Here is a 25,637-nt window from a genome sequence, read left to right as displayed (position 1 = left end):
ACAAACTATGGGACAGCAGTGGGCCATGCCACCTTTTTTGTTGGGTCAACCTTTTCCTAAAACCTTAACGCTGCATATCATACTTACGCATTTTTTCTACCAGGGTAGTGCGACGTACACACAGTTTATCTGCCGCACGCGCTACCACGCCGCCACAATCATTTAACGCCTGCTGGATCAAGCTCATCTCCAGATTGGTAATGTATTCACGCAAATCAATCCCCTGCTCCGGCAGCAGGAGAGTATCCTGCATACTGACATAATTCGCACTGGCCTCCCGATTGCCATTCAGTTGCGGAGTACACACAAAATCTTCATCTGTCACATCCACATGCCGGTATTTGGGCGGTAAGTCCTGCACCCCAATAACCCCATAGGGATGCATAATGGCCATGCGCTCAACCAGATTGGCAAGCTCGCGCACATTGCCACTCCACTCATGCTGACACAGGGACATAATCGCCGCGGAATTAAAGCGAATGGAGCCGCGCTGTTCACTTTCCATGCGCGAAACCAATTCATTAATCAGCAAGGGAATATCTTCGGCACGCTCTTTCAGGGAAGGTAACTCGATAGGAAATACATTCAGGCGGTAGTATAGATCTTCACGAAAACTGTTATCGGTAATCATCTGCTCCAGATTGCGGTGCGTTGCCGCAATAATTCGCACATCAACACTCTGGGTACGGTTGCTGCCAACACGTTCAAAACATCGCTCCTGGAGCACACGCAGAATCTTTACCTGCATATTGAGCGGCATATCGCCTATCTCATCCAGGAACAGGGTTCCCCCCTCCGCCAACTCAAAGCGACCGGCACGCGAATTAATAGCACCGGTAAAGGCCCCTTTTTCATGGCCAAATAATTCACTTTCCAACAACTCGGCAGGAATTGCACCACAGTTTACCGGGACAAAGGGTTTATCACGACGCGGAGAATTGTAATGCAGGTTACGGGCAACCACTTCTTTACCAGTACCGGATTCCCCGGTAATCAAGACTGACACATCTTTATCGGCAACCTGTGACATCATTTCACGCACATTTTGAATTTCGCGACTGGTGCCCACCAGGCTGCGAAATAAATGCACAGGTCGACGCAAAGGCTGGCGTTTGGAACTGGACTGGGCTTCGCGGTAAAGCTGGGCGCGATGGAGTGTGTCGACCAGCTTGTTATAGGTCGGCGGTACCGACAGTGTGGCGATCACCATAAAACGATAGGTATCTTCCAGGGTATCAGCAATAGCCTGGTTCTCATCGCCCACCAAAATGATAGCCAACTCGTCATTCCAACTGCGGATTTCCTTGAGCAAGTGTGCCAGCCCCTGGTTGCTATCGCGATAATCGCCGATAAAAACAGCAATATAATCCTCACCGGCATTTTCCTCGGCAACCACTGCCTGCCAGGCATCGCTGGGCGCTACCAGTGTTGTTTCATTGAGGAAGTCCAACAGGATTTTCAGATCATGACTACGCGCCACATTGTCATCGATGACCAGCACTTTGTTATTGCGCCACATACCCCAAGCCCTTTTTACATGCCCTTTTTATGGGTTTAAAACACAACCAGGCTGATCGTGTTTTGATACATCAACCCACGGACCTATGACTGAATTGAGCTAAGTAATAGACGAGACTGTGAACCTAGTCAAATTTATGGCGGAAAAAAATTGGCGAATGCACATGAGAGAGGCAACAAGAACAAATAAAAGCCAAAAAGTTGGCAAAACAAGCGGCAAAAATATGTGCCGATCAACGCGTGAAAGACCGAGGGAAACTATTGCGGATTAATTTCATCCCAACCGGACTTAAGCGTTTTAAGCAGCTGAATCACTTCAGCAATTTTGTCTCCATCGTTTTGGGTCGACGCTTCAAGCAGACGGAAATTCATATACTCATAGAGCTTATCGAGGTTCTCGGATAAATCACCGGCATCCATATCCAGGGAACTGCGCAACCCCGCGATGATTCCTATGGCTTTGCTCAGGTTTTCTCCCTTGATGGCCAGATCACCGCGCTGCAAGGCGCCTTGGGCAGCCGCCAGTCGCCCTAGCGCGCCTTCAAACAGGAGTTGAATCAAACGATGGGGCGAGGCATTGCTAACCTCTGATTCTATCCCCAGCTTGCGATATTGTTTGAGGGCTTCTTGCGGGTTGTAGTTGGACACAAGTGTCTCCTGCTAACCATGAGGTAATCCCATAAGGCTAGCAGGGCTCGGATAGATTTGCGAGTTTTGTTATAAGCCAGTGGTTTTAAAAACGGATTTAATCGACAGCGCCTGCCAAAAGCCTAATGGTTCGCCATAAGGCTAACCTCTTGCTGGCACTGGGCAATAAGACCGGCATACACCCCTTTTAACTCACTCAGCGCACAGATAAGAGTGCTTTTGTCATCCTTATTGGCAGCAATTACTCGCTCAATTAACAGTACACAAATACGATCCAGATGCCGAACCCGGGCCCAGTCCTCTACTTGCAGGGCAAGACTCAGTTCACGCTGCAACGCACGCATGGCAGCTATACCATCCTGGCCAGAGTAAAGGGGCGGTTTAACCAGCTTCAAATGCGATTGCATAAATAGGCCTCAGGATTGCGTAGCTTGCACAGTGGAAGCCGTACCAATAGCATCCCAACCGGCTTTGATTTCGCTCAACAAGCCCGTGCACTCATCCAGGTAATCCGGATTGTTTTCGTAGTTGGCCTGGGTTAGACGGCGGATGACATAGTCATAAAGGGAATCCAGATTGGCTGCCAGATCGCCACCTTCACGATCATTCAGGCTACCCTGCAATCCCCCAACAATATTGATCGCCTTCCCCAGAAGCTCGCCCTTGCGCGCCAATTGGTTTTGTTGCATAGCCCCCTTAGCCTGGGCAATACGTTCCAGGGCACCTTCGAATAACATCTGGATCAAGCGGTGAGGAGAAGCAGCATCTACCCCTGAATGCACCTTAACGCTGGCGTAATGCTGAATAGCAGAGAATGAATTCATAAAGCACCCATAAATCAATCGCTAAGACCCTGGTCTGGATATACGCGCTGTCAATAACCAAACAAATCAACTGACGCGCCTGCTTTATACTAGCGGCGCCAACACGAAAATCTTTAATGCACGAAGGTTATAAAAATGCACAAATCCATTTTGATGACGGGATGCTCTACCGGCATTGGTTATTACGCGGCACAACAGCTTCGCGCCCGTGGTTACCAGGTTATTGCCAGCTGCCGCCAATTACATGATGTAGAGCGTTTACGTAGCGAAGGTTTTTTATCGGTACACCTGGATCTTAATGATTCAAGCTCCATCCACTCTGCTGTACAGGAAACATTGACATTAACGGGTGGCAACCTCTTTGCCCTATTTAATAACGGCGCTTACGGACAGCCAGGAGCCATTGAAGATTTATCACGCGACAGCTTACGCCGGCAATTCGAAACCAATGTCTTTGGTTGGGTGGAATTGACCAACCTGTTATTGCCCGTCATGCTCAAGCAGGGCAACGGGCGAATCATTCAAAACAGCTCTGTATTGGGTATTGCCGCTATGCCCTTGCGCGGCGCCTATAACGCCAGCAAATATGCTATTGAAGGGATTACCGACACCTTGCGCCTGGAACTGATGGGGAGTGGTGTCCATATCAGCTTGATAGAACCCGGGCCGATCCGCAGCCAATTTCGACACAATGCCCTCAAGGCCCTGAATGACAACATTAATATGGAGCAAAGCCGACACCACCAAACCTATCAAAAAGCCATAGAGCGCCTGGCCAAACAAGAGACCACAACTCCATTTACCCTCGGCCCCGAAGCTGTATACAAACGCCTGCTCCACGCGTTGGAATCACCGCGCCCCCAGGTACGCTATTACGTGACCTTTCCGACTTATCTGGTAGGCTTTATGAAGCGCGTTCTGCCGTCACGCTGGCTGGATCGATTGGTCAAGGCCATGGGTAACTAGAAATCCTTCGCGTGATTAGTCCCCATGTTTGATCAGAAACGTTCAGGTTCATAGGTGATTCAGTAAAACAGGTGTAAATCCTTTTCAATCCCCGGATCCAAGGAGCTCCCATGCTGCGCACGTCGCTTTACCCACTGTTACCCCTTGCCTTAATTAGCATAAGCCTGGGCTGCCAGGCGGACACCCTGCGCTGCGGTACCAAAGTCACCCAAACCGGTGATACCAAGGCTGAAGTCATTGCCAAATGCGGCGATCCTGTATTTACCGACCACTATTGCGCACCCATGACAACCAATCTGCAAATACAGGCTACACAACAGGGCGATAACAACATACAAAACAATATTGCAATCCAGTCCTGCCAGGATGTCGATATCTGGACCTACGAACCCGGTAAAGGCAAATTCATCCAGCACCTTTACTTTACCGAGGGCCGGTTGCGCCGGATCGAGCGTGGCGACCGCGTCGACTGAGATTTTTCCCATATCCAAGCCTTGGTTCAAACCTGGGGCTTGCGCCTTCAGCAATACTGTATATAATCACAATAACTGTATAAATACACAGAACCCGGAGTCGCTATGTACAACCTCACCTCGCGCCAGGAACAGGTACTACAACTGATTAAACAGTACACCGAAGAAACCGGTTATCCGCCAACAAGGGCAGAGATTGCACGGATTCTCGGTTTTAAATCAGCCAACGCAGCGGAAGAACACATCAAGGCCCTTGCCCGTAAAGGCGCTATTGAAATTATGCCGGGGGCATCGCGCGGTATACGCCTGACCGAAAGTCAAAGTGGTATTCCCATTGTCGGTCGTGTTGCTGCTGGCAATCCCATATTGGCGCAGGAGCATATTGAAGACTACTGCAATATCCCCAATAGCTTTTTTTCTCCCAGCGCCGATTATTTTTTACGTGTTCATGGGATGAGCATGAAAGACGCAGGCATTCTTGACGGAGACCTGCTCGCAGTACATCGCACCGACCAGGTACGCAATGGGCAAATTGTTGTTGCACGTATTGGTGAGGAGGTTACCGTCAAGCGCTTCAAACGCCAGGGTAATCAGGCACAAGTCGAGTTGTGGCCTGAAAACCCGGACTTTAAGGTCATTCATGTCGATATGCGCGATCAAGAGTTCAGTATCGAAGGCCTAAGCGTAGGAGTGATTCGCCGTGACTAGTGCCGCCACATTCACCACAACGGGTAGCAGCGCCCAAGCCGGCCACTCCGGCGTTACCGAGCTGGTACTTGCCAACGACTCAATTGAACAATTGGCACTCATACTGCCTATGATCGCGTTTCTGAGCAACAGTCAACAGGAGCGTTGGGTTACCTGGATCAGCCCTCACCCGATTAGCCGTGACCTGCTTGAAACCTACGGCGTCAACACCAGGGTGCTGCGATTTATCCATGCCCAGGATGGTGAGAGTGCGCGCTGGATTGCCTGGGAGGCCCTGGCTGCCGGAACCAGCCACACAGTGATTGCCAGCCCGGGAAAACTTGCCGATAAAGACTTGCTGCAACTGGAACAGGCAGCCTATCGCGGCAACAGCCAAGGTTTACTGTTGAGGTTACGCTAGCGCAGGATGATTAATAAAGTTCAGAGGTGGCAGATTCAGGCCGGAGGGAAGCAGTAGGCTATTCAAGGGCCAGGGAGACAAAAGCCCTGCTATCAACTACCAACAGCAAGGTTTAATGAAGCATCAACTTTTCCTGTTCATCGGGTTCATTTGTTGCGTCATCGAACATGGCTTCTGCCTGTTCATCCGCTAACTCACCCGCCGCATCCATGCCCGCCTCAATCATGGCTTTAGCTACATTAAACTTGGCTTCCCCCAGAAAAGCCAAAGACTCTTCGGAAAAACGAATCACGACAAGAGGCTCATGGCCCTCATCATCTGCGCGCTGCAGGGCTACATCGCCATTGGTCAGCTCAACAATCTCATATAAAGACATGATATCTCCAGCGCAGGCGCAAATCGGGGCGGCATTCTAACACCCTAACCCCCGAGGTAAAGCCCAAAGAGTTAATTCGGCAAGTCCAACCAAGGTTGGGAAGAAGATATTGCCGCCAGAACCAACGCCCCTGGCTTTAACCGAAGCACCAACGGCCCCGTGATAGCTGACAATAACCAAGCACTTCCCGGTGTCAGGCCAATAGCAGATCCTGTATTGTCCAATTGCCGGGAAGTACCTTGAATATAACTTGCCTCGCCATGAATCAACATCAATAACAAACCATCGCTTGGGGCAAGATCAAGGGAACACTCACTCCTGCACCCCAGGCGTTCAACACGAAATTCATCAAAATCCGCAATCAACTCCAACAGGAAAGATTGACCGGCATGAATAGCAACCAATCCATCCAGGCGTGGCTCATCAAGATTGGCAATAGCCATAGCCTCATGGGTATCCCAATGCACCTGGGTCATGACTTTTTGCCCAAAACTCAGGATTTTGCGTTCATAGACCGGAGTCTGAAACTCTACAACCTGGATACCATGCTGCAGTGAGTGTGGTGTCAAACACGGAACCTTGACGACATCCCCAACCCGCAAGGGACGACGGGCAATAAATTGGTTCATCTGCTGACGCAGTAATGTTTCCTTCTCAATGAGCGGCGGCATGTTTGCCAGATCGGCAATGGCTTGCTGTTTATGGGCATAGATCTCCACCGGTGAAAGCCGCGCATGGTGTTCCGGAAGCCCAATACCATCCATCGCCGCATCAAGCTGCTGACGCAATTGGCGATACTCATCAACTACGGCAAGGTATGCCTGTACAAATGCCTCACGAGAGGGATACTGATTGCGCTTTTCACTGGAAAACCCCATGAATATCTCACCGACACCATCAGGCCACGCCTGTGGGTCGACACGGGTCACGATATAGACTTCCTGCTTGGTCTCATGCAGCTCGAAATAAAGATCCCCCAATACCTCCTCAGCAAAAGGATCAAGCACTTTCAATAACGTCAGTGAGTGTGATTCACCCAATAAATCCAGTATCCAGGGCAAAGGCAGGGAAAAATGCCCATCGCCAACACCGGATTGCCCACGAATCTCCATACCTGTAAACCAAACCTCCTGCCCCCAGGGTTTAGGAATATGAACAGGCTGCAAACCAAGGGGCATAGACAGATTCAGCCAGGGCGCAGAAGCCTTCACCAAGTGCGATAAAACAAGATCGGTAGATGGCTGGGAGCCCCAGAAAGGCGCGTCGAACTGCTCAACAGGCAAAACACTGGCATGGACTTGAAGACCGGTTTGCAACAGATCAAATTGCACAATTGCCACCAGTGCTATTGGCTGAGCATCCAACAAATACCAGGGTTTATGCAGGTACTGTATCAATAACCGCTGGGTATTTTCCGAATTGGCCACAGCAATAGATAACTCTGCACGCCGACGATAGGCAGCAACCACAGAGGCAGGGGATTGATCGTCGATATCAAGAAACAGCGTTTGCAATGTGTTATCCAAAAATCAAAGCAACGAAAGTTCAGTAAAAAGCAATAAAAGTGCAGTCAAGCGATAGGCAGTGTAACAGAATTAAAAAAGCCGACCCCGAGGTCGGCTTTTGATTTGACATCCACCATCCGCTTAGTTGATTCGCTCAAGTACCGTAGTAATCCCCTGCCCCAAGCCAATACACATCGTGGAGACCCCGATGGTCAAATCCCTATCCTGCATGACTGTAAGCAATGATCCGGTAATACGTGTACCAGAGCAGCCAAACGGATGGCCAAGGGCGATAGCACCACCGTGCAGGTTCACACGATCATTCATGGAGTCGAGCAACTTAAGGTCCTTGAGCACAGGCAAGGCTTGCGCAGCAAAAGCCTCGTTCAGCTCCACGGCTTCCACATCATTTATCGAGAGATTGGCAGTTTTGAGGGCTTTTTCCGTCGAAGGTACCGGGCCATAACCCATGATCGAAGGATCAACACCGGCAAGCCCCATAGAGACAACTTTTGCTATGGGCTTCAGCCCGAGTGATTGGGCGCGCTCGGCAGACATCACCAACATAACCGATGCGCCATCACTGATTTGCGAAGAGGTCCCCGCCGTTACCTGGCCATTCTTGGGATCAAACACAGGCGGCAATTTGGCTAATGCCTCAACTGTTGTATCCGGGCGAATGGTTTCATCATGCTCCACCAAGGTAAAAAAACCTTCGGCATCATGCCCTTCCACAGGAATAATTTCGCGCTTGAACTTGCCAGCCTCTCGCGCTTTGGCCGCCAATTGGTGAGAGCGCGCGCCAAACTCGTCCATCTGCTGACGGGTAATGCCATGTAATAACGCCAGATATTCAGCGGTCATCCCCATATTGCCAGCAGCCTTGGCAACCGATAAGCCCAACAGCGGATTGGGATTGATAGCATCGTACATAGGTAAATGCCCCATATGCTCCACTCCACCAATCAGGTAAACATCACCCAATCCAGCCCAGATATTGGCTGTAGCCGTATGCAAGGCGCTCATGGACGAGCCACACAGGCGATTAACCGTCTGCGCCGGCACTGTATGGGGCAATCCTGCCAGCAATAAAATATTACGGGCAACGTTAAAGGCTTGCTCTTCGCGCTGCATTACACAGCCCCAAAGCAAATCGTCAATTGTTGCAGGATCCAATTGCGGATTTCGCACCAGTAGTCCTTTGATAATGGCAGCGGAAATATCATCGCCGCGCACATTGCGGAAACAGCCGCCTTTAGAGCGCCCCATGGCGCTGCGAGCATAGTCAACAATAACGGCATCGCGTGGTTGCAAACTCATGGTGATAACTCCTTAGCCGTAAAATTTTTGATTATTTGCTGCTTTCGCCAACAAGCTGGCTGGAGCCTGGTACAAGGGACCAAGATCACCAAACCTGGCCGCCATATCACAGAAGACTTGAGCGCCTATGGAATCAATCCAACGGAATACGCCACCGCGGAATGGAGGAAAGCCTGTGCCATACACCAATGCCATATCAGCCTCTGCAGGGCTCTCCACTATGCCCTCCTCCACGCAGCGTGCCAGTTCAGTCGCCATAGGAATTAACATGCGCGCTATTATGTCTTCATCACTGATATCAAGACTGCCATTGATGACGGGCTTGAGCAGCTCAAGCACTTCGGCCGCAGCAATCTTGGCCGGTTTACCTTTTTTGTCCAACTCGTAGTTATAAAACCCTTTATCTGTTTTTTGCCCCAGCCGCCCTGCGGCAAAAAGTGCATCGGTACAAGACGTAAAATTGCGTTGCATACGCTCCGGAAAACCTTCTGCCATGACTTTCTCGGCGTGAACCGCAGTGTCTATGCCCACTACATCCAGCAAATAGGCTGGCCCCATAGGCCAGCCCCAGGTTTCCATTAACTTATCGATCCGCAGAAAATCCACACCATCGCGCACCAACATGGCAAACCCGGCCAGATAAGGAAATAACACCCGGTTGACTAGAAAACCGGGGCAGTCTTTTACAACAATGGGCTTTTTACCCATGGCGTTGGCATAGGCCACTGTACGTGCCACTGCAACATCCGAGGTTTTCTCACCGCGAATAACTTCAACCAGCGGCATCATGTGCACCGGATTAAAGAAATGCATACCGCAAAAATTTTCCGGACGACTCAAACTCTCAGCCAGATAAGTAATGGAAATAGTGGATGTATTCGATGCAATCACTGTATCCGGATTGACCTTGGTCTCTACCTCGGCCAACACCGATTTTTTAACCTTGGGATTTTCCACAACTGCTTCAACAACGATATCGATCTGCTCAAAACCATCATAGGCCAACGCAGGCTCAATACGATTGAGCACATTGCCCATCTCTGAAGGCGTCATCTTTTTGCGCTCAACACGTTTGCTCAGCAATTTATTGGCTTCCGCCAGTCCGATATCAATCCCTTTCTGGGCAATATCCTTCATTTTGATAGGGACACCCTTAAGGGCAGATTGATAGGCGATACCACCCCCCATAATGCCTGCACCCAACACGGCAGCACGGGTGATTTTTTTATCGGCTTTTTTCTCCCAGGTTTTCGCTTTTTTGCCAAGCAATTGATCGTTGACAAAAATGCCTACCAGCGATTGAGCAACCGGAGTTTGTGCCATTTTGGCGAAGCCTTCCGCTTCAATCTGCAGGGCCTCATCACGCCCTTTATCGGCTGCTTTTTGCATGGCTTTGATCGCAGTGACCGGGGCAGGATAATTGCGTCCCGCCTGGGCCCCCACAAAAGCCTTGGATGTTTCAAAGGCCATCATGGACTCAATAAAGTTAAGCTGCAGTGGTGCTTTTTTACGATTGCGGCGGGTCTGGTAATCCAACTTACCGGCAATTGCCAGGTTCAATGTATGGCGCGCTGCATCAAGTAGCCTTGCCGGATCAACAACGGAGTCAAACACATGGGCTTTCAAGCCTTCTTCCGCACCATTTTCCTTGCCAGCAGCAATCCACTCGACGGCGGTATCCAAGCCAACCAGGCGTGGCAGGCGTACCGTCCCCCCCCAACCGGGAATAATCCCCAACTTGGTCTCGGGTAAACCAACCTTGGCTGCCGTACTGGCAACGCGGTAATCACAGGCTAGGCAAAACTCAAGACCGCCCCCCAGGGCAAACCCATTAACAGCAACTACCGTAGGAAACGGCAGGTCTTCCAAGCGACAAAGATTGCGATTGTTTTTAGCAAGATGACCGGTAATCTGCTCCGGGCCGGCGGCGAATACAGCGCCAAATTCCATGATATCGGCACCGACAATAAAGACATCTTTCGCGCTTTTTACCAACAGGCCTTTAACCGGATTTTTTTCCAGCAGGTCAAGCACCTGCTCCAGTTCTGCCACTGTCTGCAAACTGAATTTGTTAACCGATTCCCCTTGAAGGTCGAAGGTCAGCTCGGCGATCCCATCAGGTGCCAGGGTAAGTGAGAGGGCTTTTCCTTGGTACATGGTATTTCTCTCTATCGTTATTGAAGACATATGCCGAATCAATATTCCCGGACAATGCTTGTTTTTGGCAAACCATTAACGGGAAAAGGCGCTTTTGAGTGTAGCAGGCCGGGCATACTCTGCCCGGCCTTGTTCCACAGAAAGACACTCCAACAAGAAAGAAGTGCACTTGAATTAATTAAGACGGGAAGGATACGACTTATTTAGCACCAAACTGGTCAACCAATGTACACAACACCAGTTGTGCTGTATCAGTATGGGTATTGCCAAAACGATAAAAATGACCACGCCTGAGGTAAACACCGTCACCCGGTTGCAATGACATAATCACCTCCCCGCAATAAAGCGTGATATATCCGTCCAGCAGCACGGCACTCACATCACCAACCCTTGCATAGGCAAGAGCCGAGCGAGTACCTGGAGGCAGGAAAATCCGCTGCATATCCAGTTCAGGCTTATCAATTCCATTCACCAAATGCTGGATAGTCGCACCGTAAACCTGATTATCCTGTTGTAGTTCGAGCAGTTGGCGCGTTATCAATACGGGAGCAGGTAATATGCCACCAGGAGAAAAAAACTCTGCCAATGACAGGGGAAAAGCCGTGAGGATACGCTCCAGGGATTGCACACTTGGGCTTACTTGCCCCTGCTCAATCATCGATATGCTGCTATTGGTAATACCGGCCCGCTTAGCCAGTTCCCGTTGTGACAGGTTATGGGCTTCACGAATTGCTTTTAACTTGCGTCCAAGATCCATGTGTGAATCAAGGGAGGGGGGAATGACGGTATCATTGGCCTCATTCATCGCGGCTAGTGGCTCCAAGTGTATAGAGCTGGTGAGGCAGAAACGTCCAAAACAGGGCTATCCAAGCAAACCGGCCCCGATGCATAACATCGGGGCACGGAAGGATCAAGGCTTGGCTGCAAGCAACCTGTCGCGATCAGCCGTGGGAAGGTTGTCCACAATTAACTGGTAAGAGTGGTCAATCATACGCTGGATCTGGGCGCTGGGCACAGATCCATCAAGGATGATGGTATTCCAGTGCTTTTTATTCATCTGGAATCCCGGACGTACTGCGGGATACTGCTCACGCAACTGCAACGCTAGATCCGGGTCACACTTGAGGCTGACGCGAGGAACACCACCTTCGGCAGTAAGGGTGGCAAACATCTTGTGGCACACCTTGTATACCGCCATATCGGGGCCAGAGGGAAACATCTCTTTGGCCTGGTGCTTGTTTAGTATGTATTTTTGGGTAGAAAGAAAATCCATGCTTTAGTCCTTTATCGAACAACTCAGGTCGATGTAGAAAGCGACAAATGGGTTAATGCAAGCAACGGCGCCAGGGCTTTTACCAGTCAGCGTCTGGGGGTTGTATATCCCCATCCTACTTACCGGTGTTGCTGCGAGTGTTTTCATTTTTTGACTAAGGCTCATATTTGTAACCGGTTCATCCTAAGCATAAACCGGATCACGCTCACTTAAGCTTCTTCCCAGTCGTCCCCAGCGGATAATCGAATCAGGAAAAGACTCAAAAACCTCAACGAGATCCCCTGGGTTGAAACCCGTTTCTACTGCATATTTTGCATCAGCCACAGTAGAAACGATAGTGAGAATGGCGTCAAATTCATCAAAAAATGCATTGGCGCTGATTTTATGATCCGTTTGACTATTTGTCATCCGGGTTAACGCTTTATTCCAATCCTCTTCCCGGATGATGTATCCCTGTATAAACCCCCTCGCCCACTGTTCGAGGTCAACTCTCTCCTCTTGAAGCCTAGCATATACCGCGCAACAGGGTAAATTGCACAAATTTATGGCAATTTCGCCGCGATGGTAGTCATAAAGTGCATGTAATTGCCCCAAAATGAGCAACCTCTGTACATCTGACTCATAGCCAGGTTCCAAATCATTAAACACCAATGGTATCCACATATCCTCTGCTATTGCCCCTGGTGCAAGCGCAATAGCACGAAGATAGCCATCTAGCTGAAAGATATTCATGCTATTAGCGGGTACTGCCGGACTTTCGAGGAAAGCGGCCAACGCACTGAATGGCTCAAAACTACGCAGGCCAGGCACAACTGACTCCATCAAGTACTCCGTCAGAAAGAAGTGCGACGATATTCGCGGTATTCGGGATACCAAAACTGGCCTTCTATTTGCTGCTCCAGCAAGTCGCCAGGGAAAGGTAAGGCTACTCCATCCTCAATCGCCTGCCTGATAACAGCTCTCGCAATGAGTTTGCTCACCTCACGAATAGCCTCCAGTGGCGGCAAAAGTGCCCCTTGCCCGGCTTTTACAATGGGGGAAGAGTCCGCCAGGGCGCGACTGGCAGCCATCAACATATTGTCCGTAATACGCGTGATCCTGGCAGTAATCACAGCCAATCCGATACCCGGGAAAATATAGCTGTTATTACACTGGGCAATATCGTAGTGCTTATCCCCCATATCTACCGGCTCAAAGGGACTGCCTGTAGCCAATAGGACTTTGCCCGAAGTCCAGCGCAAGAGATCCACAGGCTGGGCCTCAACCTGGGATGTGGGATTGGATAGGGGCAGGATAATAGGCCGTTCACAGGTTTCTTGCATGCATTCTACTACAGCCTTGGTAAACAACCCTGCCTGGCCGGAAACCCCGATCAATACACCCGGCTTTGCATGACGCACGACATCCAGCAAATTGATCTTTGCCTCATCGGACAATCCCCATCCTGTAATCACAGAAAGCGAAGTCGCCAAAGGTCGCTGGAAATCAAACAGGTTGGCAGCCCCTTCTCGCAACAAACCATCAACACTTAACAGGAAAATACGCTGGCGAGCCTGAGCCTCACTAAGCCCTTCATCCATCATTTGCTTAACGATTTGCTCTGCAATGCCGCACCCCGCAGAACCAGCTCCGGCGAATACCACTCGCTGCTGAGACAAAGACTCTCCCTTCGCGTGGCAAGCAGCCAATAAAGTGCCAACGGTTACTGCAGCAGTCCCTTGGATATCATCGTTAAAACAACAGAGCTGATCGCGGTAACGCTGCAATAATGGCGTTGCATGATCCTGGGCAAAGTCTTCAAACTGCAGAAGGGCATTGGGCCAGCGGATCTTCACGGCCTGGATAAACTCATCCACAAACTGGTAATAATCATCACCAGTAATTCGCGGATGACGCCACCCCATATACATGGGGTCATCCAGCAATGCAGCATTATTGGTGCCTACATCCAGAGTGATTGGTAAAGTGTACGCGGGACTAATACCACCGCAGGCGGTATAAAGTGCCAGCTTGCCAATCGGAATACCCATGCCACCAATGCCCTGGTCGCCAAGCCCAAGGATGCGCTCGCCGTCGGTTACAACGATCACTTTGACATTCTGCTTGGTTGCATTTTGCAGCATGTCTTCAATGCGGTCGCGATCTGGATAGGAAATAAACAGCCCGCGTTTTCGCCGGTATATTTTGGAAAATTGTTGGCAAGCCAACCCCACCGTCGGGGTATAAATCAATGGCATAATTTCCGTCAGGTGATCGGTTACCAGACGATAATAGACGGTTTCATTGGTATCCTGGATGTTGCGCAAATAGATATGCTTATCCATAGGCGATTGAAACGAGCATAGTTGTTGGTAAACACGCGCTTTTTGCTCTTCGATGGTTTCAATCTTGTAAGGAAGCAAGCCTTCAAGGTTAAACTGCTGGCGCTCTCGCTGGGTAAAAGCACTACCCTTGTTCAGCAATGGCGCTTCCAGCAACGCCGGCCCGGCGAAGGGAATATAAATTGGACGTTTTTTCGCCATGAAAAATTCACTTGCAACCTATGCGGGATTTGCACCAACCATAGCGCAATTGTTGAATAACAACCAGTCGATGGATCGATAATTTTTATTCGAAAAATCGATCATAGATAGGTATACATATCGGTACACTAGAATATCCATTTTTATTCACAGAGATTGAACCAAACCATGCAGATCCAGCAATTTCTTGACAAGCTTCATAACCGCCCTGAAAGCCTCCAGTTTAACGATACTATGGCTGTTATTGAGGCTAATTATCATTTTAGCCCGACATCCTTTACCAACGGCGAACTCCGCAACGAGGCAGGGCAAAACTCCGGTTCCTGTAAACTTTTTGCATTTGCCCTCATGCACCAATTGGATAAAAACCAAACCCTGTCCTGCTTTGGCGACTACTATCGCATTGATGTTTTGCAGCACCCGGAAAACAGCGACCACCAAAACATTCGCAACTTTATCCGCTATGGATGGGATGGCGTCCGCTATGACGGACAAGCACTTACCCCCATCAATGTATAACCCGCTTTGGAGAGGAGGAGACATCTATGGGTATTCGATATGCTGCTGCCATGCTTTTGCTGGCCCTGACAACGGGCTGCAGTACAACATCATCACCACCCTCACAAGAGACTCCCAAACCACATACCTGCCCGGAACAGCGTCCACAGATATGTACCATGGAGTTTAATCCCGTCTGTGCAAAACGCGATACCGGCATCCGCTGTGTCAAAGCCCCCTGCCCCAGCAGTACACAACAAACTTTCTCCAATGCTTGTATGGCATGTGCCGATCCCCAGGTAATCAGCTACCGTCCAGGCAGTTGCGAACAACAAGCAAAGAAAACGGACTAGCCCATGTGGATTCAAAAAGAGTTCCGCCTGAAAGCCCGAGCAAGGGGGTTTCACCTGATTACCCATGAGATCCTTGATCAACTTCCGGAATTAAGACAGGTGCGTATTGGTCTGCTAAACCTGCTCCTGAAACACACTTCAGCCTCACTCACATTGAATGAGAATGCAGATCCCAGTGTAAGGCGTGACTTCGAGCGTTTTTTTAACCATGCAGTTCCAGAAAACCAGTCTTATTACGAACACAATGATGAAGGGCCGGATGATTTACCCGCACATCTCAAAGCCAGCTTGCTTGGTGCCAGCGTGAACCTTCCGGTAACCAATGGCCAGCTCAACCTTGGTACATGGCAGGGTATTTACCTCTGTGAACATCGCAACCACGGAGGCAGCCGCAGCTTAGTATTAACCCTGCAAGGTGACCTGTAACGCCAGTTCGCCAGAAAACAAAAAGCCCGCAAACGCGGGCTTTTTGTTATAAACAGAGCGTATTTTATTTGAATCCCGGGGGTAACATACCTCCCCCCGGAAGAACACCACCCAAACCGCGCATCATTTTCTGCATACCACCGCCCTTCATTTTGCCCATCATCTTTGCCATTTGCTTGTACTGCTTGAGCAGGCGGTTCAAATCCTGAATCTGGGTGCCCGAACCCATGGTAATACGACGTTTGCGTGAACCGCTCAAGTCGTCGGGGTTGCGACGCTCTTCCGGTGTCATGGAATTAATAATGGCTTCCATAGTTTTGAACTGCTTGTTCATCGTGGCTGTTTGCGCCATCTGCGCTACGTTGCCAAGCCCAGGCAACTTGTCCAGCATCGATGTCAAGCCACCCATATTTTGCATTTGCTGCAACTGATCACGCAGGTCTTCCAGGTCAAACTTCTGCCCTTTGGTGACTTTCTTAATCAGTTTCTCCGCTTTGGCCTTGTCGACATTACGCTCTACCTGTTCAATCAAAGAGAGCACATCGCCCATGCCCAAAATACGGGAAGCAATACGATCCGGGTGGAAGGGTTCCAGGGCATCGGTTTTTTCCCCCATCCCCAAAAACTTGATGGGTTTGCCCGTAATATGGCGCACGGAAAGTGCAGCACCACCGCGCGCATCACCATCCGCTTTGGTGAGGATCACCCCGGTAAGCGGCAATGCATCATTAAAGGCTTTGGCTGTATTGACCGCGTCCTGGCCAATCATGGCATCGATGACAAACAGGGTTTCAATCGGTTTGAGTGATGCGTGTAACTCTTTGATTTCCACCATCAGCTCTTCATCAACATGAAGGCGACCTGCCGTATCCACAATCAATACATCAAAGAATTGCTTTTTGGCATGATCATGTGCATTACGGGCAATATCCAATGGCTTTTGCTCACCACTGGAAGGGAAGAAATCCACTCCGATATCAGCTGCCAGGGTCTCAAGTTGCCTGATGGCGGCAGGACGATACACATCCGCACTCACCACCAATACTTTTTTCTTTTCACGCTCCTTAAGGAAACGCGCCAACTTGGCCACAGAGGTGGTTTTACCGGCACCTTGCAAACCTGCCATAAGGACTACCGCAGGAGGTTGTTGTGCCAAATTCAGGCTCTCATTGGCCTGCCCCATGGTAGCAACCAGCTCTGCCTCAACAATTTTCAGGAATTGCTGGCCCGGATTGAGTGCCTTGCTAATTTGCTGGCCCAGAGCACGACTGCGCACCTGGTCGATAAACGCTTTTACCACCGGCAAGGCCACATCGGCCTCCAGCAGGGCCTTGCGGACATCGCGCAAGGCATCCTTGATATTGTCTTCACTCAGGCGCGCCTTGCCTGTCAGGCTGCGCAGGGTGTGGGATAAACGATCAGTTAGGTTCTCAAACATGGACAGTCTCGATTAATTAGGGGCTGCGGCAATACGGGTCTCATACCCGGTCTGAAAGTGGCGGCGATTATACCTGCAAATACACCCCCTGTGCCCTGGTAAAATCAGCTTACCAAATAAGGATATTTCTCATTCCCTTCAAATTAGTTGCGCCTTGTGACACACTGGGCACCTTTCATCGCTTGCCCATGGAACTTGTCACGGCATGATTATCTCCAGTTCTCTGACTCTTGGCGCCAACTTGCTTGCCCTGGTTTTTTACAGTGCTGGAAGCCTCTATTTTATTACCCGCCTCCTGCGCCAGCACGACCTGGAGCGTAAATCGCTGTTAGTCACCACCGCTGTTGCCCTGGTCTTCCATGGCATAGGGGTCATTGGTAATGGTTTCTATCGCGAGGGCTTCCACCTAAGCTATTTCGGGGTGTCCTCGTTGATTTTCTGGGCAGTTAACCTGCTGGTGCTGATTAGCAGCCTGAAGAAAGCACTTCACAACCTGTTTGTCCTTCTTTATCCCTTGTCGGCACTCTCTGTTCTGGCATCAATCGTGAGTAAAAATCAGGCAAGCCATCTGCTGGACTACTCTATTGCCACCCATGTGATCTTATCGATTATCGCCTACAGCCTGCTAACCATTGCCAGTCTCCAGGCTCTGCTACTTGCGTATCAATCCCACCAACTGAAACACAAACACCTGACACCCGGTGTACGTCTGCTCCCCCCGCTGCAAACCATAGAAGCCCTGCTGTTTGAGTTATTGTGGGTGGGAGAGATCATGCTGACGCTGGCAATAGTGTCTGGCTTCTGGTTTCTGGAGGATATGTTTGCCCAGCATCTGGTGCACAAAACAGTATTCTCACTTTGTGCCTGGGTAATTTACGCCGTCTTGCTATGGGGCAGGTGGCAATTGGGCTGGAGAGGAAACAAAGCCATACGCTGGGCACTGGCCGGTTTTATTTGCCTGATGCTGGCTTATTTCGGAAGTCGCCTGGTTCTGGAGATGATTCTTCAACGCATTTAAATTTGTCATGCGCAGATCAGTCATCTTTCTGCTTTCTGTCTGTCGAGATACCCCGCTCATGTCCAGGAGTATCGTCAGCGGGGTAAATATCCTGTTGGGTGCGTCGGCGAAATCGATACAAACACCATCCTATACATGCCGCCGCCGCAACAAGAATCACCAGCGCCAGCAAAATCGCTAACAGTCTCCTGCCCAGCTCACCCATATCCAAATCCCAGGTGTAGATAAACAACGCCAGCAGACACAGACTGGCCAGCAGATTCATACCTAGTCCACGATTTTTTAATAGCTTGCGCAGCAACATCACCCAGCAACTCCTAAATGCCCGAATTTCCCATCTGGACAAATACATAAGCCAAGGCAAAGCCCGCTAAAGAAATAACTTTTACTGCAAGACTTCTTTTAATTGGACTATAGCTGGCAAAACGAGGGTGGCGCGCCACAAACACTTGTGCAGCAACATAAACCACCAAAAAACTTATCGCCCACATCATGGCCTGATCATTAAACACAACAATACCTCACTTACTCACGACGCCACTGGGTAGTACCATCTTTGGCATCTTCAATCAGGATTCCGTTATCAGCTAATTGCTTACGAACTTCATCAGCACGGGCATAATTCTTTTCTTTTTTAGCCTGAATACGCTCGGCAACCAAACGATCCACCTCTTCGGCAGCAATCTGGCCGCTGGTGCCAGTCTGCAAAAAGACCCTGGGATTCTCCTGCAGAATGCCAAGAATCAATCCCAATGCTTTCAATTCCCCTGCCAGACGTTGCGCACGCTCAACATCAGTTTTACCAGCGTTATTCAACTCCCTAACCAGGTCATACATACTCGCCAAAGCAACGCGAGTGTTAAAGTCGTCATTCATAGCCGCAACAAAACTACGGTAATAATCACTGGCCTGTAACTCAGTCAGTGGTAACGATTCCACATCGGCATAGTCACGCAGTGCACCGTAGAAACGCTCCAAGCCTGTACGAGCCTCTACCAGATTATCTTCCGCGTAATTGATAGGACTGCGGTAATGGCTGCTCACTAGCAAAAAGCGCACGACTTCAGGATGGTATTTTTCCAATACATCACGAATAGTGAAAAAATTACCCAGAGATTTGGACATTTTTTCCCCATCCACACGCACAGCGCCTGCATGCATCCAATAGTTTACATACTTGCAACCATTGGCCGCTTCGCTCTGGGCAATTTCATTTTCGTGATGCGGGAAAGGTAAATCCGGACCACCACCATGGATATCAAAGGTAGTACCGCAGCAATCTTTACTCATGGCCGAGCATTCGATATGCCAACCAGGGCGACCTTGCCCCCAGGGTGATTTCCAGGCGGGCTCACCGGCTTTAGCCGCTTTCCATAGCACGAAATCACGCGGGTCTTCTTTAATTTCATCTACTTCAATGCGCGCACCAACCAACAACTCATCTACATTTTTGTTGGTGAGCTTACCGTAATCCGCAAAGCGGGTTACGCGATAGTACACATCGCCATTGCTGGCTGGATAGGCATAACCCTTGTCGATCAAGGCTTGATTCATATTGATGATCTGATCAATAAAAGCCGTAGCACGCGGCTCTATATCCGGGCGAGCAATCCCCAGACGCGCTTCGTCCTCATGCATATAATCGATAAAGCGTTTGGTCAGATCAGTGTATTGCTCACCATTTTCGTTGGCGCGTTTGATGATCTTATCGTCGATGTCGGTAATATTGCGCACATAGGTGACATCCCACCCCTGGCTCCGCAAAAATTTGGTGATTACATCAAAAGCAACCAATACGCGTGCGTGGCCGATATGGCAATAGTCATATACCGTAATGCCACAGACATACATGGAAATCTTGCCCGGCTTTAATGGCTTGAACTCTTCCTTCTGGCGTGAGAGCGTGTTGTAAATCTGCAATGCCATGCCTGTTAATCCTCGTTCTTGCCAGCAGAGTCTTTCAAACCGATGGTGCGGTTAAACACCAGGTGTTCTGCCGTTGAGTACTTGCTATCCAGGCAGAAGTAACCCTGGCGCTCAAACTGGAAGGTAGTTCCAACGCTTGCATTAGCCAAGGCTGGTTCCACCTTGGCATTTGGCAGTATCGCCAAATTATTGGGATTAATCGCGTCGAGGAAATTCTTGCCGCCTGCATCCGGGGCCTCATCATTAAACAGACGGTCATAAAGGCGCACTTCGCAATCGCGTGCATGGGCGGCAGATACCCAGTGAATAACCCCCTTGGGTTTCACACCATCCTCCGGATCTTTGCCCAACGTATTTTCAATAATGCGCGCCTTTACTTCGATGATATTGCCATTGTCATCCTTCACACAGGAATCGGCTTCAATGACATAAGCACCACGCAAACGCACACGTTTCCCAATCACCAGGCGTTTGTACTTTTTGTTGGCCTCCTCGCGAAAGTCCTCATCCTCAATATACAAGGTGTTGGAAAATACCAGTTCGCGGCTCCCCAAGTCCTCGCGGCTGGGATGGTTATGTACACTCAGATACTCCACTTTGTCTGCCGGATAATTAGTGATAGTCAACTTGAGCGGACGAAGCACACACATAGCACGTGGTGCATTCTTATCCAGGTCATCACGTACACAGAACTCCAGCATACTGACATCAACCACACCATCGGAACGAGTTACACCAATGCGCTCACAGAATTCACGCAAAGACGATGGTGTATAACCACGACGACGCATGCCGGAAATGGTGGGCATACGCGGGTCATTCCAGCCATCCACATAACCCTCATCTACCAGCTGCTTGAGTTTGCGCTTGCTGGTCACCGCATAGTTGATATTCAAGCGTGCAAATTCATACTGACGCGGCACCGCTGGCACCGGTAGATGCTGGATAAACCAATCGTAAAGCGGCTTATGATCTTCAAACTCCAGCGTGCAGATGGAGTGGGTAATTCCCTCAATAGCATCGCTTTGGCCATGGGCAAAATCATAAGAAGGATAAATGCACCACTTGTCACCGGTTTGGTGGTGATGGGCTTTTTTGATGCGGTAGATAATCGGGTCACGCAAATTGATATTAGGCGAAGCCATATCAATTTTGGCGCGCAGGGAACAAGTACCCTCGTCAAACTCACCGGCGCGCATTTTTTCAAACAACGCCAGGTTTTCTTCCACAGATCGATCACGGTAAGGGCTGTTTTTACCCGGTTCGGTCAGGGTGCCGCGATATTCGCGCATCTGCTCTGCACTCAGGTCACACACAAACGCCAGACCCTCATTAATTAAATGGATGGCCCAATTATAGAGTTGGTCGAAATAATCGGAGGTGTATTTCACCTTGCCATCCCATTGGAAGCCGAGCCATTTCACATCCGCCATAATGGAGTTAACGAATTCTTCGCTCTCCTTTTCCGGATTGGTGTCATCAAAGCGCAGGTTACACACACCACCAAACTCCTGGGCAACACCAAAATTCAGGCAAATGGACTTGGCATGACCGATGTGCAAATAACCATTGGGCTCAGGCGGAAAACGAGTGACGATCTTCTGGTGCAGCCCCTGTTCCAGATCGCGACGGATGATCTGTTGAATAAAATGTTGGGGCTTGCTTTTAACTTCGGCGCTTGCGTCAGAATGGGTGTTGGCGGCGGAATCGTGTTCGCTCATAGCGTGGGTATGTCCAATCAATCAACGAAGGTGTGCACCAATAACCAACGGATGGTTGTGGTACGGATAAAAATGGCTCTATTGTACTCAGTCGCCCGGCCTTTTGATACCGGGGCAATCAGGCAAAATCCCGATATTTCAGGGGCTTAGGGTGTCTGGTTAGTGCTTTGCGGTGACGGTGGCGATGAGCGGTAATCAGCACGGCGCTTGAGCTGGTAACGCCTCACTGCAGCATTATGCTCTGACAGAGTTGCCGAAAACTCGCTGGTGCCATCCCCTTTGGCAACAAAATACAAGGCGTTGCCATCTGCCGGATGTAACGCAGCACGAATCGACGCAGCACTGGGTAGGGCGATGGGTGTGGGCGGCAAACCATCAATCACATAAGTATTGTAGGCCGTAGCCTCCTGCAAATGCTTGCGCGAGATCCTGCCCTGGTATTTTTCCCCCATACCATAGATAACAGTAGGATCTGTCTGCAGCCTCATCCCCTGCTGTAGACGTCGCACAAACACGCCGGCGATCTGGTCCCGTTCAGCATGGTGGCCCGTCTCCCGCTCAATGATCGATGCCATAATTAGCGCCTCATAAGGCGTTTTATAGGGTAGTTGCCCGGCCCGATTCTCCCAGGCCCGCTCCAGCTCATGGCGCATTTTCTGGTGAGCTTGCCTTAATAAATCCACATCGGTTGTATTGCGAGGAAAACTGTAGGTATCCGGGAAAAACCAACCTTCCGGGTGCATATCCTCCAAGCCCAACAATACCTTTTGCGCCTCCATATCCTTACCTGTTAGCAAATGCCGCAAATAAGGGCTTTTACCAACAGCATCCAATGCCTGCGCATAGGTCCACCCCTCGACAATCGTCACTTGATAGAGAATAACCTCGCCTTTCAGCAACTTGCTCACCAGGCTTTTAGGGGTGGCACCTACATCGAATCGATACTCCCCCGCGTGAATTTTGTGAGCATTTTGCAGGCGCCCATATACCCGCAACAAAACAGGGTGCTCTAGCACACCATCAGCGCCCAGTTGGGCCGCTAAATGGCCAAGACTTTGCCCCGGCTTCAATTCGTAAACATACCCTTCAGCAGGAATCGCTAAAGGTTGATCCAACCAATAATTGAAGTAACGCCACGCACCATAAGCCAAGCCTAAGGCAACCAGCAAAACCACGAACACCAGAATCAGCAACTTGCGCCACAGAGAAACAATAAAACGGCTAATCGACACCATAAGTCACTATCTTTACTGTTTGATATTGGCAAACGCCTGAAGCCAGGCCTCATAGGCCGACTGTAACTGACGCGTGCCCGCTCCTACCTGCCAACTCAAGTTAGCAGTGTCTGCCAGGCAAACCGGCCAGATACCGATCATGCTGTTACACAAAAAGACCTCATCAGCCATCGCAAGTTTGTTTAATCCCAAGGGCATGATCCGAACAGGTTCGCCCAGTGTCGGCATCAGTGTGGTCAGCAAAAAATCGCGCATTACCCCTGCGACACCAGTACTCGATAAATCCGGCGTAAACCACTGCCCATCCCTACGGATGAAGATATTGGCTGCCGTTGCCTCTATCAGGTTACCACGCAGATCCAGCAATAAGCCTTCATCATACTCATCAGTCCATTCACTACGGGCCAGCACCTGCTCCAAACGATTCAGGTGTTTCAACCCGGCCAATACAGAATCTGCCAAGCGCTGGCGACAAATACGCACACGAATCCCATGCTGGTATTGGGCAGACAGCAGGGGTTTGGCAGGGGAAATGGAAAGACAATAGGTAGTATGACTCGAAGCCGGGATACGGTAACCACGAGCCTCCGGGTCTTGCGCAACACCGCGTGTAACGACCAGTTTAAACACGGCATCGGCGAGGGAAACCACATCATCGCGACTCAGTAATGAATGCATAAACCCCAATAATTTCCTTTCATCCAAAGGAATTCGCAGCTGCTGACAACTATTGCTCAAACGCCGGTAGTGGAAATCCCACAGGGGAATGTGTCCATAGCATAAACGACAGGTTTCAAAAACCCCATCGCCATAGGCAAAACCTCGATCAAGAGGAGAGATGCTTCCCCCGATCTGACCATTTACACTGATTAAAGGAAAGTTTGCAGGCATGAGCCAAGTCTACCCATAAAGTTATCCAAACAAAAACGCCGGGCTTTAGCCCGGCGTTTTCTGGAAAGCAGCAATTACCGGAGTTACACCTTACGGAAAATCAGCGATCCATTGGTCCCGCCGAAACCGAAAGAGTTGGACAATACCGCCTCAATTTTACGCTCTTGGGCCTGATGGGGGACCAGATTAATATCACAGCCCTCATCCGGATTCTCCAAATTAATTGTTGGCGGCGCAACCTGATCGCGGATAGCCAACACACTGAAAATAGCCTCAACCGCACCGGCTGCCCCCAGCAAATGACCAATCATCGATTTAGTCGAACTGACCGCGACCTGATCAACAGCTGTGCCCATAACAGACTTAACAGCACGGCACTCTGCCAAATCTCCCGCCTGGGTAGAAGTACCGTGAGCATTGATATAGTTAATCAACTCAGGAGAGATGGCCGCATCAAGAATAGCATTGCGCATAGATGCAGCAGCACCTGAGCCATCCTCCGGTGGAGAGGTCATGTGATAAGCATCGCCGCTCATACCAAAGCCAATCAGCTCTGCATAAATTTTAGCGCCGCGCCGCTTGGCGTGCTCATATTCTTCCAGCACGAGCACACCCGCTCCATCACCCAGGACAAATCCATCGCGATCTTTGTCCCAGGGGCGGCTTGCCGCCTGCGGATTATCATTGCGGGTAGAGAGGGCGCGTGCCGCTGCAAAGCCACCCAACCCCAATGGTGTTGTTGCCATTTCTGCCCCACCAGCAATCATGACATCAGCATCGCCATACTGAATCATGCGAGCCGCAAAACCTATGGAATGGGTACCGGTAGTACAAGCCGTAGTAATCGCCACATTAGGGCCACGCAAGCCATACATAATCGACAAATTGCCCGCAATCATATTGATAATGGCACTGGGCACAAAAAATGGTGAAATACGGCGCGGTCCCTTGTGTTCAAGGGTGGAGGTACCATCTTCAATGGTACCTATACCGCCAATCCCGGAGCCAATGGAAACACCGATGCGCCCACTATTGGCTTCGGTAACTTCCAGGCCTGAATCACGAATAGCCTGAATGCCCGCAACCATCCCATACTGAATAAAAGGATCCATTTTACGGGCTTCCTTACCCGGAAAATAATCTTCAACATTGAGGTTTTTAACCGATGCGCTGAATTGTGTACTAAAAGCAGAAGCATCGAATGCAGTAATAGTAGCAACACCACTTTTGCCATTAACAATACCTTGCCAAGTATCAGCAACGGTATTGCCCAGGGAACTGATCATACCCAGACCAGTGACTACAACTCTTTTGCGTGACACCTTAAGGCTTCTCCTGCAAAGGACAAAAAATCACCGCCGTCGAAAAATAACAACGGCCATGTCTTGTTAGCTAACGGATAACAACAAACAAGGGGTTAAACGCGCTTTTGACTGATAGA

General features: G+C 49.9%; 28 protein-coding genes. 8 read left to right on the top strand and 20 right to left on the bottom strand.

The genetic code is table 11. The features are described 5' to 3' along the window. Positions 1 to 64 precede the first annotated feature (64 nt). The 4 genes from CJA_RS08310 to fliS (CJA_RS08295) form a co-directional block, all read right to left on the bottom strand. The gene (locus CJA_RS08310) at positions 65 to 1,519 is read right to left on the bottom strand and encodes a sigma-54-dependent transcriptional regulator (RefSeq protein ID WP_012487326.1); all 1,455 of its coding nucleotides are present in this window, start codon (positions 1,517 to 1,519) and stop codon (positions 65 to 67) included. 257 nt (positions 1,520 to 1,776) lie between these two features. Further along, positions 1,777 to 2,166 carry a flagellar export chaperone FliS gene (gene fliS, locus CJA_RS08305; RefSeq protein WP_012487325.1) on the bottom strand — a complete coding sequence of 130 codons (390 nt, stop codon included), beginning with the start codon at positions 2,164 to 2,166 and terminating at the stop codon, positions 1,777 to 1,779. Positions 2,167 to 2,288: 122 nt separating this feature from the next. Further along, positions 2,289 to 2,573: a hypothetical protein gene (locus CJA_RS08300; protein ID WP_012487324.1), complete on the bottom strand. Its 285-nt coding sequence runs from the start codon at positions 2,571 to 2,573 to the stop codon at positions 2,289 to 2,291. 9 nt (positions 2,574 to 2,582) lie between these two features. Then, entirely contained in the window at positions 2,583 to 2,990 is a 408-nt protein-coding gene (gene fliS / locus CJA_RS08295; RefSeq protein ID WP_012487323.1) for a flagellar export chaperone FliS, read from the bottom strand. A 135-nt stretch (positions 2,991 to 3,125) separates the two neighbouring features. On the opposite strand from fliS (CJA_RS08295), the gene CJA_RS08290 reads away from it, so the two are divergent. The 4 genes from CJA_RS08290 to CJA_RS08275 all read left to right on the top strand — a co-directional run bounded on the left by CJA_RS08290 (position 3,126) and on the right by CJA_RS08275 (position 5,537). Next, positions 3,126 to 3,956: an SDR family oxidoreductase gene (locus tag CJA_RS08290; RefSeq protein ID WP_012487322.1), complete on the top strand. Its 831-nt coding sequence runs from the start codon at positions 3,126 to 3,128 to the stop codon at positions 3,954 to 3,956. Positions 3,957 to 4,066: 110 nt separating this feature from the next. After that, on the top strand, positions 4,067 to 4,429 hold the full coding sequence (locus CJA_RS08285; RefSeq protein WP_012487321.1) for a DUF2845 domain-containing protein: 363 nt from the start codon (positions 4,067 to 4,069) through the stop codon (positions 4,427 to 4,429). Between the two features lie 105 nt (positions 4,430 to 4,534). Further along, the gene (gene lexA / locus CJA_RS08280) at positions 4,535 to 5,137 is read left to right on the top strand and encodes a transcriptional repressor LexA (protein ID WP_012487319.1); all 603 of its coding nucleotides are present in this window, start codon (positions 4,535 to 4,537) and stop codon (positions 5,135 to 5,137) included. Further along, entirely contained in the window at positions 5,130 to 5,537 is a 408-nt protein-coding gene (locus CJA_RS08275) for a cell division inhibitor SulA (protein ID WP_012487318.1), read from the top strand. The genes lexA and CJA_RS08275 overlap by 8 nt, the downstream gene beginning before the upstream one ends. A 112-nt stretch (positions 5,538 to 5,649) precedes the next feature. Here the strand turns inward: CJA_RS08275 and CJA_RS08270 are convergent, their stop codons facing one another. The 8 genes from CJA_RS08270 to CJA_RS08235 all read right to left on the bottom strand — a co-directional run bounded on the left by CJA_RS08270 (position 5,650) and on the right by CJA_RS08235 (position 14,690). After that, a complete protein-coding gene (locus CJA_RS08270) occupies positions 5,650 to 5,916 on the bottom strand; it encodes a hypothetical protein (protein ID WP_041551333.1) in 267 nt (88 codons plus the stop codon). Between the two features lie 68 nt (positions 5,917 to 5,984). Continuing rightward, the gene (locus CJA_RS08265; protein WP_041551331.1) at positions 5,985 to 7,427 is read right to left on the bottom strand and encodes a hypothetical protein; all 1,443 of its coding nucleotides are present in this window, start codon (positions 7,425 to 7,427) and stop codon (positions 5,985 to 5,987) included. A gap of 132 nt (positions 7,428 to 7,559) precedes the next feature. Continuing rightward, a complete protein-coding gene (gene fadA, locus CJA_RS08260) occupies positions 7,560 to 8,738 on the bottom strand; it encodes an acetyl-CoA C-acyltransferase FadA (RefSeq protein WP_012487315.1) in 1,179 nt (392 codons plus the stop codon). Positions 8,739 to 8,750: 12 nt separating this feature from the next. Beyond that, positions 8,751 to 10,895 (bottom strand): fatty acid oxidation complex subunit alpha FadB, encoded by a 2,145-nt coding sequence (gene fadB, locus CJA_RS08255; protein WP_041551329.1) that lies wholly within the window; start codon positions 10,893 to 10,895, stop codon positions 8,751 to 8,753. Positions 10,896 to 11,094: 199 nt separating this feature from the next. Then, positions 11,095 to 11,700 (bottom strand): helix-turn-helix domain-containing protein, encoded by a 606-nt coding sequence (locus CJA_RS08250; RefSeq protein WP_012487314.1) that lies wholly within the window; start codon positions 11,698 to 11,700, stop codon positions 11,095 to 11,097. 105 nt (positions 11,701 to 11,805) lie between these two features. Then, positions 11,806 to 12,168 carry an MmcQ/YjbR family DNA-binding protein gene (locus tag CJA_RS08245; protein WP_012487313.1) on the bottom strand — a complete coding sequence of 121 codons (363 nt, stop codon included), beginning with the start codon at positions 12,166 to 12,168 and terminating at the stop codon, positions 11,806 to 11,808. 183 nt (positions 12,169 to 12,351) lie between these two features. Then, complete coding sequence (locus CJA_RS08240) at positions 12,352 to 12,978, bottom strand: YecA/YgfB family protein (protein WP_158304060.1); 627 nt, start codon at positions 12,976 to 12,978, stop codon at positions 12,352 to 12,354. A gap of 23 nt (positions 12,979 to 13,001) precedes the next feature. Next, positions 13,002 to 14,690 carry an NAD-dependent malic enzyme gene (locus CJA_RS08235; RefSeq protein ID WP_012487311.1) on the bottom strand — a complete coding sequence of 563 codons (1,689 nt, stop codon included), beginning with the start codon at positions 14,688 to 14,690 and terminating at the stop codon, positions 13,002 to 13,004. 168 nt (positions 14,691 to 14,858) lie between these two features. Here CJA_RS08235 and CJA_RS08230 point away from each other — a divergent pair, with 168 nt between their 5' ends. The 3 genes from CJA_RS08230 to CJA_RS08220 are packed head-to-tail and all read left to right on the top strand — an operon-like array spanning position 14,859 to position 15,967. Then, the gene (locus CJA_RS08230; RefSeq protein WP_041551327.1) at positions 14,859 to 15,209 is read left to right on the top strand and encodes a HopJ type III effector protein; all 351 of its coding nucleotides are present in this window, start codon (positions 14,859 to 14,861) and stop codon (positions 15,207 to 15,209) included. Between the two features lie 26 nt (positions 15,210 to 15,235). After that, positions 15,236 to 15,541, top strand: coding sequence for a hypothetical protein (locus CJA_RS08225; RefSeq protein ID WP_049765428.1), 306 nt, complete (start codon positions 15,236 to 15,238; stop codon positions 15,539 to 15,541). 3 nt (positions 15,542 to 15,544) lie between these two features. Continuing rightward, positions 15,545 to 15,967, top strand: a complete 423-nt coding sequence (locus tag CJA_RS08220) for a secondary thiamine-phosphate synthase enzyme YjbQ (protein ID WP_012487309.1) — start codon at positions 15,545 to 15,547, stop codon at positions 15,965 to 15,967. A 64-nt stretch (positions 15,968 to 16,031) separates the two neighbouring features. Here the strand turns inward: CJA_RS08220 and ffh are convergent, their stop codons facing one another. Next, positions 16,032 to 17,405, bottom strand: coding sequence for a signal recognition particle protein (gene ffh / locus CJA_RS08215; RefSeq protein WP_012487308.1), 1,374 nt, complete (start codon positions 17,403 to 17,405; stop codon positions 16,032 to 16,034). A 205-nt stretch (positions 17,406 to 17,610) separates the two neighbouring features. On the opposite strand from ffh, the gene CJA_RS08210 reads away from it, so the two are divergent. Then, on the top strand, positions 17,611 to 18,423 hold the full coding sequence (locus CJA_RS08210) for a cytochrome C assembly family protein (protein WP_012487307.1): 813 nt from the start codon (positions 17,611 to 17,613) through the stop codon (positions 18,421 to 18,423). Positions 18,424 to 18,439: 16 nt separating this feature from the next. Here CJA_RS08210 and CJA_RS08205 read toward each other — a convergent pair whose 3' ends face one another. The 7 genes from CJA_RS08205 to fabF all read right to left on the bottom strand — a co-directional run bounded on the left by CJA_RS08205 (position 18,440) and on the right by fabF (position 25,518). Continuing rightward, positions 18,440 to 18,730: a hypothetical protein gene (locus tag CJA_RS08205; RefSeq protein ID WP_148208827.1), complete on the bottom strand. Its 291-nt coding sequence runs from the start codon at positions 18,728 to 18,730 to the stop codon at positions 18,440 to 18,442. Positions 18,731 to 18,740: 10 nt separating this feature from the next. Continuing rightward, a complete protein-coding gene (locus CJA_RS08200; protein WP_012487306.1) occupies positions 18,741 to 18,935 on the bottom strand; it encodes a hypothetical protein in 195 nt (64 codons plus the stop codon). Positions 18,936 to 18,948: 13 nt separating this feature from the next. After that, positions 18,949 to 20,349: a cysteine--tRNA ligase gene (gene cysS, locus CJA_RS08195; RefSeq protein ID WP_012487305.1), complete on the bottom strand. Its 1,401-nt coding sequence runs from the start codon at positions 20,347 to 20,349 to the stop codon at positions 18,949 to 18,951. A 5-nt stretch (positions 20,350 to 20,354) separates the two neighbouring features. Then, entirely contained in the window at positions 20,355 to 22,070 is a 1,716-nt protein-coding gene (locus CJA_RS08190; RefSeq protein ID WP_049765427.1) for a glutamine--tRNA ligase/YqeY domain fusion protein, read from the bottom strand. A 146-nt stretch (positions 22,071 to 22,216) separates the two neighbouring features. Beyond that, positions 22,217 to 23,305, bottom strand: a complete 1,089-nt coding sequence (mltG, locus tag CJA_RS08185; RefSeq protein ID WP_012487303.1) for an endolytic transglycosylase MltG — start codon at positions 23,303 to 23,305, stop codon at positions 22,217 to 22,219. A 12-nt stretch (positions 23,306 to 23,317) separates the two neighbouring features. Next, on the bottom strand, positions 23,318 to 24,196 hold the full coding sequence (gene pabC / locus CJA_RS08180; protein WP_012487302.1) for an aminodeoxychorismate lyase: 879 nt from the start codon (positions 24,194 to 24,196) through the stop codon (positions 23,318 to 23,320). Between the two features lie 83 nt (positions 24,197 to 24,279). Beyond that, the gene (gene fabF, locus CJA_RS08175) at positions 24,280 to 25,518 is read right to left on the bottom strand and encodes a beta-ketoacyl-ACP synthase II (RefSeq protein ID WP_012487301.1); all 1,239 of its coding nucleotides are present in this window, start codon (positions 25,516 to 25,518) and stop codon (positions 24,280 to 24,282) included. Positions 25,519 to 25,637 lie beyond the last annotated feature (119 nt).

Origin of the sequence: Cellvibrio japonicus Ueda107, assembly GCF_000019225.1 — a bacterium.
Taxonomy (GTDB): Bacteria; Pseudomonadota; Gammaproteobacteria; order Pseudomonadales; family Cellvibrionaceae; genus Cellvibrio; species Cellvibrio japonicus.
The sequence above is the reverse complement of the archived record's forward strand: the minus strand, read 5'-3'. Positions and strand labels throughout refer to the sequence as shown.

Coding starts and splice junctions, on each gene's coding strand:
- CJA_RS08310 (WP_012487326.1), bottom strand. CDS start 1,519: ATGTGGCGCAATAACAAAGTGCTGGTCATCGATGACAATGTGGCGCGT.
- CJA_RS08300 (WP_012487324.1), bottom strand. CDS start 2,573: ATGCAATCGCATTTGAAGCTGGTTAAACCGCCCCTTTACTCTGGCCAG.
- fliS (WP_012487323.1), bottom strand. CDS start 2,990: ATGAATTCATTCTCTGCTATTCAGCATTACGCCAGCGTTAAGGTGCAT.
- CJA_RS08290 (WP_012487322.1), top strand. CDS start 3,126: ATGCACAAATCCATTTTGATGACGGGATGCTCTACCGGCATTGGTTAT.
- CJA_RS08285 (WP_012487321.1), top strand. CDS start 4,067: ATGCTGCGCACGTCGCTTTACCCACTGTTACCCCTTGCCTTAATTAGC.
- lexA (WP_012487319.1), top strand. CDS start 4,535: ATGTACAACCTCACCTCGCGCCAGGAACAGGTACTACAACTGATTAAA.
- fadA (WP_012487315.1), bottom strand. CDS start 8,738: ATGAGTTTGCAACCACGCGATGCCGTTATTGTTGACTATGCTCGCAGC.
- fadB (WP_041551329.1), bottom strand. CDS start 10,895: ATGTACCAAGGAAAAGCCCTCTCACTTACCCTGGCACCTGATGGGATC.
- CJA_RS08250 (WP_012487314.1), bottom strand. CDS start 11,700: ATGAATGAGGCCAATGATACCGTCATTCCCCCCTCCCTTGATTCACAC.
- CJA_RS08245 (WP_012487313.1), bottom strand. CDS start 12,168: ATGGATTTTCTTTCTACCCAAAAATACATACTAAACAAGCACCAGGCC.
- CJA_RS08235 (WP_012487311.1), bottom strand. CDS start 14,690: ATGGCGAAAAAACGTCCAATTTATATTCCCTTCGCCGGGCCGGCGTTG.
- CJA_RS08230 (WP_041551327.1), top strand. CDS start 14,859: ATGCAGATCCAGCAATTTCTTGACAAGCTTCATAACCGCCCTGAAAGC.
- CJA_RS08225 (WP_049765428.1), top strand. CDS start 15,236: ATGGGTATTCGATATGCTGCTGCCATGCTTTTGCTGGCCCTGACAACG.
- CJA_RS08220 (WP_012487309.1), top strand. CDS start 15,545: ATGTGGATTCAAAAAGAGTTCCGCCTGAAAGCCCGAGCAAGGGGGTTT.
- ffh (WP_012487308.1), bottom strand. CDS start 17,405: ATGTTTGAGAACCTAACTGATCGTTTATCCCACACCCTGCGCAGCCTG.
- CJA_RS08210 (WP_012487307.1), top strand. CDS start 17,611: ATGATTATCTCCAGTTCTCTGACTCTTGGCGCCAACTTGCTTGCCCTG.
- cysS (WP_012487305.1), bottom strand. CDS start 20,349: ATGGCATTGCAGATTTACAACACGCTCTCACGCCAGAAGGAAGAGTTC.
- CJA_RS08190 (WP_049765427.1), bottom strand. CDS start 22,070: ATGAGCGAACACGATTCCGCCGCCAACACCCATTCTGACGCAAGCGCC.
- mltG (WP_012487303.1), bottom strand. CDS start 23,305: ATGGTGTCGATTAGCCGTTTTATTGTTTCTCTGTGGCGCAAGTTGCTG.
- pabC (WP_012487302.1), bottom strand. CDS start 24,196: ATGCCTGCAAACTTTCCTTTAATCAGTGTAAATGGTCAGATCGGGGGA.